General features: G+C 47.8%; 7 protein-coding genes, 2 tRNA genes and 1 pseudogene. 5 read left to right on the forward strand and 5 right to left on the reverse strand.

Features of this window, described 5'->3' with window-relative positions; translation table 11 throughout:
* Both LDL35_RS03695 and LDL35_RS03700 read right to left on the reverse strand, forming a co-directional pair.
* Positions 1-208: pseudogene (locus LDL35_RS03695) on the reverse strand (lysine--tRNA ligase); the annotation flags it as partial.
* A 128-nt stretch (positions 209-336) separates the two neighbouring features.
* A complete protein-coding gene (locus tag LDL35_RS03700; protein ID WP_304019600.1) occupies positions 337-1,581 on the reverse strand; it encodes a PEGA domain-containing protein in 1,245 nt (414 codons plus the stop codon).
* 219 nt (positions 1,582-1,800) lie between these two features.
* Between LDL35_RS03700 and LDL35_RS03705 the strand changes: the two genes are divergently transcribed.
* Entirely contained in the window at positions 1,801-3,189 is a 1,389-nt protein-coding gene (locus LDL35_RS03705) for a S8 family serine peptidase (RefSeq protein WP_304019602.1), read from the forward strand.
* A 33-nt stretch (positions 3,190-3,222) separates the two neighbouring features.
* On the opposite strand, the gene trxA is transcribed toward LDL35_RS03705, so the two are convergent.
* Positions 3,223-3,726 carry a thioredoxin gene (gene trxA, locus LDL35_RS03710; protein ID WP_304019604.1) on the reverse strand — a complete coding sequence of 168 codons (504 nt, stop codon included), beginning with the start codon at positions 3,724-3,726 and terminating at the stop codon, positions 3,223-3,225.
* A 14-nt stretch (positions 3,727-3,740) separates the two neighbouring features.
* Here trxA and LDL35_RS03715 point away from each other — a divergent pair.
* From LDL35_RS03715 to LDL35_RS03725, 3 genes are all read left to right on the forward strand, one after another.
* Positions 3,741-3,815, forward strand: a tRNA-Met gene (locus LDL35_RS03715).
* 24 nt (positions 3,816-3,839) lie between these two features.
* Entirely contained in the window at positions 3,840-6,101 is a 2,262-nt protein-coding gene (locus tag LDL35_RS03720) for a hypothetical protein (RefSeq protein ID WP_304019606.1), read from the forward strand.
* Complete coding sequence (locus LDL35_RS03725; RefSeq protein ID WP_304019608.1) at positions 6,098-7,465, forward strand: MBL fold metallo-hydrolase; 1,368 nt, start codon at positions 6,098-6,100, stop codon at positions 7,463-7,465. Before LDL35_RS03720 ends, LDL35_RS03725 begins: the two co-directional genes overlap by 4 nt.
* 9 nt (positions 7,466-7,474) lie before the next feature.
* Here the strand turns inward: LDL35_RS03725 and LDL35_RS03730 are convergent, their stop codons facing one another.
* Entirely contained in the window at positions 7,475-7,747 is a 273-nt protein-coding gene (locus LDL35_RS03730; protein ID WP_304019610.1) for a 2TM domain-containing protein, read from the reverse strand.
* A gap of 131 nt (positions 7,748-7,878) precedes the next feature.
* A tRNA-His gene (locus LDL35_RS03735) sits at positions 7,879-7,950 on the reverse strand.
* 231 nt (positions 7,951-8,181) lie between these two features.
* Here LDL35_RS03735 and infB point away from each other — a divergent pair.
* Positions 8,182-9,996, forward strand: a complete 1,815-nt coding sequence (infB, locus tag LDL35_RS03740; protein ID WP_304019612.1) for a translation initiation factor IF-2 — start codon at positions 8,182-8,184, stop codon at positions 9,994-9,996.
* Positions 9,997-10,000: the final 4 nt, after the last annotated feature.

A 10,000-nucleotide genomic window follows, 5' to 3' on the forward strand; every position in this document is an offset into this window, starting at 1 on the left:
CATGATCCCGCACACCATATAACCGGCCGGCCGTGATCACCTGATCTGATGATGGATCATGCCCTGCTTCATTGTATTCTGCTCTTATTTCTGCTATTGTGTGTGAACGCCTGAACTCATGAGGATACATCGGTACCCCGGCCTCGATAAGCTGCTGACGTTTCGCCAGTCTTTGATCATCAAACTGAATAGATGGATTATCCTGCATGAAAAACTCCGAGATTTCAGGTGTTATAAGAGGTCGATATGTTCCCCATATCCCATGCCCTGATCTAAACTCTCTACATATTGCCCGGCACGGTATATATCAGCACGGAAAGAAGGAGAAGGGATCTCTTATACTCTTCTTGAAAAGAGGACCAGTACAAGAGCCAGAACTGCGATGATCACCGGTATAGCCGGCCCCGGAGTCCCCTCTGCCTTTTCCGGTTCGGGCGTGAGGACCGTATTTACCTGCAGCACCTGACCTGGGATCAGTTCTACCTGTGATGAGTAGTCCTGGTATCCTGCAAGGAACAACCGGTAGGCATGTTTCCCTGCGCAGACGGTGTCTATGGTTGCCGGCGTAACCCCGACAAAGGAGCCGTCAATGTATATCTCTGCGCCGGCTGGTTCGGTGTTCAGGATAAGTTTACCACAGTCCTGCGGCATGGGACTTGGGTTCAGTCTGGCTGATACCGGCGTTACCTCACCTGCCCGTACATCTACCAGTGTTGAGTAGTCCTCGTAATTTCTGATACTCATGTAGACTTTATGCTGGCCCGGACTCATACCGGTCAGTTCAAGCGGCCTGCCGGTCTCTGTCGTTCCTCTGAACTGATCATCCACAAATACTGATGCTCCGGGAGGATCTGATGTGATGACAAGTGCCCCGTCAGATGTTTTTGTCACCGGTTTTAAGGCTGTTTCAATGACTGTTACCTGACGGTTGCTGACCACTACCCATTGCTCGGAATCTTCAAACCCCGCCTTTGTTATGAGGACACGACGTTTTCCAGGCGGGATATTTCCTATCACTGTGTTCGTGGTCCCTGAATAAACCCCATCTACATACACCGATGCTCCGCCAGGGGTAGTACTGACCTGCAGGGATCCTGCCCCAGAACGGATCGTCATATTCGCATGAAGCCTGGTCACCTGGCCGGGAAGAACATCAATATTGACCACATAGGGCTCAAACCCGGAGAGAAACAGAGAGACCAGATGTGTCCCGGTGCTGATATCCCGGTATGTCCAGGGTGTCATCTGACCCATGCCATTATCCACCGTGACTAAAGCTCCTGAAGGAGAAGATGTAACGTCAAGAGTTCCAAAGGGAGAGACCGGGATTAATGAGACTTTTATGGGAACTACCTGACCGGCAGCAGGGGTTCCTGCAATATTCTGCTCCCATATCTCATATCCCTGCATCATAACCCGGATCCGTGTCCCATCCGTCTGATTACGGGCAGGTATCAGAACCGGAGTTTCTCCCATAAACTGTGAGCCGATAAAGACATCTGCCCCCTCAGGAACTGATGTCACTTCAAAATATCCTGTTTTCTCTTCTGCCATTGCAGCAGGAAACAGAATACAGCACATACAGATGCAAAATAATGAAACCCAGATTCTAAAGCTCTGAAACACATAAATCTGCATATTGAACATATCAGTATTCGTCAGGCCAGATAATAGAAGATGTGATTGACCAGAGAGAGGACCCTCAAGAGCCTTATATTTCATGGATACATAGCTCATCAAACAGGAAAGTATCCTGAAGAGGGGCTTTTGTCTGGTCTTCAGATCCGGGGGATCTGTCAAATGGGGTGCATAAAGGTACTTGTTTTGTGTGTGGTACTTGGGTATATCTGCCTGAGCTCATGCGCTATGAAGACAGATACTGCATCCCTGACATCTTCTTTTGATGACTCAACCATAGTCACCTGCGTTGGCTCCCTGCAGACCGAAGGGGATCTTCTGGTCAGAAGTAATGGCATTCGGGAAGTATTTGGTGCATCAGGAAAAGGCATTAAAGTTGGAGTCATCGGAAACGGAGCCGAGTCCCTGGAACTGTCCCAAAGGATGGGAGAACTGGGACCGGTAACCCTGTATGAGAGAGGGACCGGAGATGAAGGGACGGCAATGCTTGAGATCATCCATGACATTGCACCTGATGCAGAACTCTGTTTTCATGCGTATGGAGGAAATTCAGACGAATTTAAACGAGCTGTCTCTACACTGGCTGATGCCGGATGCCGGATCATCTGTGATGACCTCTGTTTTTTCAGGCAGCCATTTCTCGAAGATGGAGATGTTGTAGATCATATCAGAGAGGTCCTGAAATCTCATCCGGATTGCATCTATGTTACCGTTTCAGGCAATTTTGCTTCACTTCATTATCAGAAGCCTTGGAAACCGGGCTTTAGTATCGGACCAGAGCAGACGGTCCATGACTTTGGTGATGGATACTCTGCAATTCCCATGATCCTCAAACCTGATGATGAGGTCATCATTACCTTACAATGGGATGATCCATGGGGAGGGGCGGTTCATGACTATGACCTCTTCCTTACCGATCCAGGGAAAGGGGAGGTCGTTGCAACGAGTATGAATATCCAGGAGGATACCGGAGAGCCGTTTGAACATCTGGTCTACAGAAATGAGATGAACGAATCCAGGCGGATATCATTGTCAATTATACGAAACGGTGAAAATATCACGCCGAATATTCTTGAAATGTATATCAGGAATATCGATCCACGCCAGGTTGAATCAGAGATCGTAAAGGATCCAGTTGATTCCATTTTTGGCCACGCGGCACTTGAGGAAGTGGTAACAGTCGGATCGGTCGGGATCGAAACACCGTATTTGATTTCACCGGATTCATCCCAGGGGCCGGTTACTATCCGGATACCTGAACCATCCAGACGGTGGAAACCGGATATCTGTGCACCGACGAATGTACAGGTCAGCGGTGCCGGAAGTTTCCCGGTTCCTTTCCCCGGTACAAGTGCCGCAGCACCCCATGTTGCCGGAGTCATCGCACAATTACTGAGTTCTTTTCCTGATGTGTCACGGGATGATCTCTTGAAAGCATTGTATTCAAATGCGTTTGATCTGGGAGAACCGGGCTGGGACCCTACCTATGGATATGGGTTGATAGATGCTGTAAAAGCGTTTCAGTTCCTGTTGGAAGGCAGAAATCAGTAAACCGGCTATTATAATCCATTGTCATGGGATACTCTAATCACTCCGGTCCCGGGCTTGGATAGTATACACCGAACGAATCTGCATCTCAAGATGTTCTTTTGGAAGTGCCCCTGAAACTCTATGAATAATCGTGCCATTCTGAAAGAAAAACAGGGAGGGTATAGCGGATATTCCAAACTGATATGCAATCTGCTGATTTTCATCGGTATTACATTTGGCAAACCGGATTCTTCCGGCATATTCTGCCGCCAGCTGTTCGATAACCGGAGCTAGCATCTTGCAGGGGCCACACCAGGGAGCCCAGAAATCAATGATAATATTCGGGTTTTCACGGATTATCCTGGAAAAATTATCCTGCGTGACAATAAGAATTCCTTCACGGGCCGATGGCGGGGTCATTATGCGCTGTTTGATCTCCTCCATTCTTTTTGCCCGTAACCGCTCAAGTTCCTCATCCATAGATGATGATTGGCCGGGTGTTGGTTTAAAAATTCGCATCAGAGAAACGATAGATATATATCTCCATCCGATAGACATTCATATCCACTTTTAGCGAGGTGGGGTAGTCAGGATATCCCGACGGGCTCATAACCCGTAGACCGATGGTTCAAATCCATCCCTCGCTATACTTCTTTTCAGGTATTCTTCGTATGATTCCTGATATTCACCAGGATTGCATTCAGGTAATCAGGAAGGCAGGCCTTTTAGAGAATATCTATTCCCTGAGAAAGAGAAATCTCATCATCAAAGATTGTGATAGTATATCCTGTTTTTATGTCACCCTGGATGATCTCCGTCAGGTTATCATCTGGGATTGTTCCAAAGATACTGATATCGATGATGAGATAAAAAAAGAACTCATAATTCACCTGAAAAATACAGGTGCCTGTGCAGGATATCGAATTATCGGTAGTACCATCAGTCAGGTAATAAACGGGCAGAAAAGAGACCCTGAATTTTCCAATATAATAAAGCCCCTTCCTGAACTCATCCAAACAGGAATACTCTGTGAATCTGTTGATATTTCTGAATCTCTGGACAGATATCTGGATGCCATACACAAGACATTGTCCGGGGTTTTTTATCGGACCTATGGAGAGAGTGATCGGGAGAGACGGGAACTCCTGGTCCTTTCCGGCATTCTGAAAACCGTTACAGAGAAAATTTTGGAAATCTGCGGCATTGATTTTAATACGGTCCCTGAAGATTCCTGGATCTGTCATCTTGTGACGTGTGGATCTGCTATCCCTGGGTATCTGAAAGACGAACCTCCATGCTTTCCTGATCCGGTTACTCATTCCATGATGGTACGAGAAGGGTGCTCTCTCCCGGTTCCTGAACCTATCAGGATACATCTTATAGACCCGGTCATTCTCGTTCGTGCGGTCAGCCGTCTGATGACGCGGGTCAGAGATCAGAACACGCGAAAGAAGGATTATATTGCCAGTACCTGCGATATCTCATCTCTTATCTCATCCCCGGTCTTTTTCCATGTCATCCGGTGCTTGAAGGAATCAGAAGGAACTCATGCCATCGTTGATCCGCAATCGGGCAATGGTGAATTATTGCTTCTTCTTCTCAGATCACATGCCGGAAAAGAGGATTCTCCCCATGATCGGTTCAACAGAATTGCAGATACTGTCTTCTGTTCAGAACCCTCGTTTTCGTCGGTTATGCTGACCAGGTTCGGGCTGATACTCCATGCAATCGATGGTAATTTCCTGCACCCTGACCTCTTTCAGCCCTGTAAGAAAGAACAGATGGATATCTTCCGGTCGCATATCAGGGTTGGAAATATCCTCTTTTCCAAAGAGATTACGAATGAATATCTCTCAGTACACGAAGCACAGGCAGCCGTTCATTCGCTAAGACCATCTGATGAAGACTGGCTGGATAGGATATCTCGTCCTGCCATGCTGATCACCGCTCCATGCAGACAAAAAGCCATGAAAGATCCGGAAGTACACCAGTACCTGTGTAAACACTTTTCATCCTACTCCTATGATGCAATGACTGCATTGTATACTGCAGAATATGCAATCAGGAAAGAACACCAGTCATTTATTCTTCTCCCGTCAGCATGGCTTTCTGATATGCATGCCAGACCATTCAGGAAGATGATCCGGAGAAGCAGAGTAACTCATATCATCCTGGATGAACACTCACCTGGACAGGACCTGTCTGATACATGGTCATGCATCTGTGCAGGGATTTTTTCACCATCAATCGGGATCACCCGATTTACCACGAATGGAACTATGGTATCATATCATCTGAACCGGGATGATCTGCCTGGAGAAGATGGGTGGAACCTTGAAGATCCATTGGAGAGAGTCATTCTGAACTATCTCCTCAAAGATTCGGTATCACTCTCTGAGTACTGTCTTGGAGGCCTCTATACCCCGGAAGACCTGTCTGAATATAACCATGAGGGGTCTTGGATATCACTAAAAGACACCACGGACGGTCTGCTGATTACTTCAGGAGATACTTATGAGAAGGCTGCAGATATCATCATCAAGGGCCCGGATGAATACCTTGAAAGCCTGCTCGGATCACCCCTGATCAGGTGGTATTGCAGATATATGAGTAAAAACCAGCCTTCTCTCCATCCGGAACACCTCATCTCTGCTATCCCGGTTCATCAGCCTGACTGGTATTGCCCTGAAGAGAGGGAGCATGTCAGGCAGATAACCAAATCTTTCCATGAACGAGCCTTTCTCATACAGAGGCGTGAGTATGCCAGATCTTTTCATGACAAAGAGAGAATCGGAAAAAAACTTCAGCAGATTGAAGAGGAGATAAACTTTAGGGTGTGTTCCTTGTACCAGATCCCAAAAACCCTGCAGGACCGGCTGCTCACAGGAGAGGGGAATGATTCATCACTTCCTGAGATGATCATCTCTTCATGATTATCAGGCAGTTTTTCATCCCTGGGATTGCTCACAGCTCATACCTTCTTGGCGGGGTATCCTCCGGCATGATCATCGATCCGGCCAGGGATCCGGATATCTACATTCAGGCTGCTGATGAAGAAGGATTTAAAATTACCGGGATTCTTGAGACACATCTGCATGCAGATTTCATATCAGGTCACCTCGATCTCCATGAAAGAACCGGGGCACCAATCTATGCTCCAAAGAGTGCCCAATGCGCATTTCCCCATATCCCGGTCAGTGAGGGTAGTACCATAACCCTTGATGACTGTTCCATCTCTGTCATCGAGACACCAGGTCACACACCTGAGCATGTGAGCTATATTGTTACTCATTTGAGCAGGGGAGATGACCCGGCTGCTCTTTTTCCCGGTGATACCCTTTTTGTGGGTGATGTCGGAAGGCCGGACCTCTTTCCCGGACGTGCTCATGAACTAGCATCAGCATTGTATGACTCCCTGCATGAGAAGATCATGAAACTGCCTGACTATTGTGAGGTATACCCCGCCCATGGAGCCGGATCATTTTGTGGGAGATCATTATCCGCAAAACGGACGACAACCATCGGCTATGAACGGAGATTTAACCAGATTCTCCAGATTCAGGATAAAGAGGCATTCATACATGAACTTACAAAAAATATGCCCCCCTCTCCGGATCACTTCAGCCGGTGCTCTGATGAGAACCGAAGGGGTCCTGCTCTTCTCTCAACATTACCACCAGTCAGGGGAATCAGCCCACGGGCCGGAAAGGACCTCCTGACACAGGGGGCATGTGAAGTGCTTGATACCAGACGATACGACGCCTTCGGATCTGCCCATATCCCGAAGAGCTGGAATATCGACGGTGAGATGAATTTTTCAACCTTCACCGGGTGGGTAATCCCTCCTGACAGGGATATTCTGCTCGCTGTTCATCGTCCTGATGAGATCCCAAAGATAACCCATATGCTTCACCGGGTGGGTATCGATCGGATTACCGGGTATCTCGAGGGAGGAGTGTGGGGATGGGCTCTGGCCGGACATGAACTGGATCACGTCCAGACGATATCTGTTCATGAACTTGATGCGTTATTGAAGGGCGATACAGATCTCGTGGTTTTGGATGTGAGAACGGGAGCAGAGTATGCCGGGTACCATATTCCCGGATCCGTGAATATTCACTGGCCTGATCTCCGGACAAGGTACACAGAACTATCCAGGGAGAAGCGGATCGCCGTTCTGTGTGCAACCGGGGCGAGATCATCCATGGCCTGTAGTATCCTGAAGAGAAACGGTTTTTCAAACATTCTCAATGTGGCCGGCGGGTATACCGGATGGATTGCAGGAGGCTTTCAGTAACCGGAGTGGTCACTTTTTCTTTTCCATATATTCCTGAATCTTCTTCTCCTCCCACTCTTCTCCGAGCACCTTCTCATCTCCAAAGACATCATACGCCTGCCATATCAGAGCAATTCCCCAGAAGATGGTCACCCAGTAAAACCACAGACTATCCGGGCTTATTAGGAAATTTATCGCGATGAGAATGGCATTTATGACTATATAAATTCCAAGGTGGTGATAAAATCCCCGGAGTTTAGTAACTTTCCTTTTTGCTTCATGATACTCTTCGCTCTGGTCCATATTAAGATATTTACCGGGGAATTAAGAAAATTTTCTAAGAAACAGCGCTGAATTTCTTATGCCCTGAAGAGACGGCAGTATTATTTTGGAACTTCAGAAGAAATAACACAATCACTGAACAAAAATCGACAGGCCTGGACCGGGAATTGAACCCAGATCGAGGGAACCACAATCCCTTAGGATAGCCATTACCCCACCCAGGCAGGTTGCACCATATATGTTATCAGGGAGATGACTTGAACTTATCCACTCTCTGGCACTGACATATCAGGATAACCCTCAGTATGATTGACCGTACCTAAGAGGTATTGTGAATGATTATTAGCCGTGACCACTGATGTGTACCACATTATCAGATCCTCTTCCCGGAAGGATATCTCCTGTTTTCAAATAGCACCGGGAATGGACAACAGAATAGGTGTGGTGGTGGAAAGGTGGGAAAAAAAGCAGTAAAGAAAAGTAAAAACGAAGGAGATACACCCCATATCAGGACTCCAATCGTCTGCGTCCTCGGGCATGTGGATCATGGGAAGACATCTCTTCTTGATCGGATCAGAGGATCCTCAGTCGTCGCCGGAGAGGCAGGAGCAATCACCCAGCATATCGGTGCAACCATTGTCCCGATAGATTCGATCATGAGCATGAGTGGTGGAATGAAGAGTCTGAATATCAGCATTCCCGGACTCCTTTTCATTGATACGCCAGGGCATCATGCATTCACCACCCTTCGGGCACGGGGAGGTGCACTTGCTGATATGGCCATTGTGGTTGTGGATATTACCGAAGGTTTTCAGCCTCAGACTATCGAGGCGATCCAGATCCTCCGCAATTGCAAGACCCCGTTTGTGGTCGCTGCAACCAAACTTGACCGGATTCCTGGATGGAGATCCACAGAAAAATCTCCATTTCTAAAGAGTTTTGCTGCTCAGAATGAACGGGTAACTCTCCTCGTTGAGACAAAGGTCTATGACATCGTTGCCACTCTTGCAGAGCATGGATTCTCATCAGAACGGTTTGACCGGGTATCTGATTTCGCAAGAAACCTGGCGATTGTCCCGGTCAGTGCCCATACCGGTGAAGGAATTCCAGACCTTCTGATGGTTCTCATTGGTCTTGCACAGCGGTACATGGAAGAGGCCTTGACCCTTACTGTTGACGGACCTGGATCTGGAACCGTCCTTGAAGTGAAGGAAGAGAAGGGTCTTGGTGCCACAATCGACGTCATATTATTTGACGGAACCATCCGGGTTGGTGATGAGATAGCAATCGCAACCACAGAAGGGGTTCAGACGACAAAGGTCAGATCTCTTCTTCAACCAAGACCTATGCAGGAGATCCTGGTTGAAGACAGGTTCTTACGGGTGAAAGAAGTCGTCGCCGCAGCCGGAGTAAAGGTCAGTGCCCCCGGACTTGACCAGGTCATTGCCGGATCTCCGGTGCGGGTTATCGGTGATGATCCTGAAGGGGTGAAGACCAGTATTGCAAAAGAGATGACCGAAATAAATGTCAGTCTCTCTCCGGAAGGTCTGATCATAAAGGCAGATACTATAGGGGCGCTTGAGGCATTGTGTAAGGAATTAACCGCGCATGAAATACCGGTCATGCGGGCTGAGGTTGGCCAGGTCAGCAGGCATGATGTTATCGAGGCTGAAACGATAAAAGATCCCCTGTACAGGGTATTAATCGCATTCAACACCCCGGTCCTTCCTGATGCCCAGGATCTCCTGAAAGAACCGGCATATGCAGAGATGATCCAGTTCTTCTCAGGGAATGTTATCTATCACATTCTTGAAGATTACCTGGAATGGAGGAATAATCTTAAGAGGATAATGGACCAGAAGCGGTTTGAAAAAATAATCTTCCCCGCAAAAATCCTTGTTCTTCCCGGATGTGTCTTCAGGCAGAATAATCCTGCAGTGGTCGGGGTCAGGATCCTCTCAGGAACTCTCCGGACCGGTGTGAATCTGGTCAGAAGAGATGGTAAAAAGGCCGGAACGCTCAAATCAATGCAACTAAGAAAGGAAAACATCCAGGAGGCACATGCCGGAGATGAGGTCGCAATCTCCATTGAAGGTGCCACGGTTGGCAGACAATTTGACGTCGAGGATGAACTGCTTGTGGGTATTCCGGAACGGCACGTAAAAGTTCTTGAGACTGAGATGCTCTCTCACCTGAACGAAGATGCAAAGGAAGTGTTGAATGAATACACCCGGCTCTTCCGTAAGGAGAATCCCTTCTGGGGGAAGTAGAATT

The sequence above is a fragment of the Methanospirillum hungatei genome, assembly GCF_020216685.1.
GTDB classification, from domain to species: domain Archaea; phylum Halobacteriota; class Methanomicrobia; order Methanomicrobiales; family Methanospirillaceae; genus Methanospirillum; species Methanospirillum hungatei_B.

What these genes read in the sequence shown, in the direction of transcription:
- LDL35_RS03700 (WP_304019600.1), bottom strand. Translation starts at nt 1,581, where the DNA reads ATGTGCTGTATTCTGTTTCCTGCTGCAATGGCAGAAGAGAAAACAGGA.
- LDL35_RS03705 (WP_304019602.1), top strand. Translation starts at nt 1,801, where the DNA reads ATGGGGTGCATAAAGGTACTTGTTTTGTGTGTGGTACTTGGGTATATC.
- trxA (WP_304019604.1), bottom strand. Translation starts at nt 3,726, where the DNA reads ATGTCTATCGGATGGAGATATATATCTATCGTTTCTCTGATGCGAATT.
- LDL35_RS03720 (WP_304019606.1), top strand. Translation starts at nt 3,840, where the DNA reads ATGATTCCTGATATTCACCAGGATTGCATTCAGGTAATCAGGAAGGCA.
- LDL35_RS03725 (WP_304019608.1), top strand. Translation starts at nt 6,098, where the DNA reads ATGATTATCAGGCAGTTTTTCATCCCTGGGATTGCTCACAGCTCATAC.
- LDL35_RS03730 (WP_304019610.1), bottom strand. Translation starts at nt 7,747, where the DNA reads ATGGACCAGAGCGAAGAGTATCATGAAGCAAAAAGGAAAGTTACTAAA.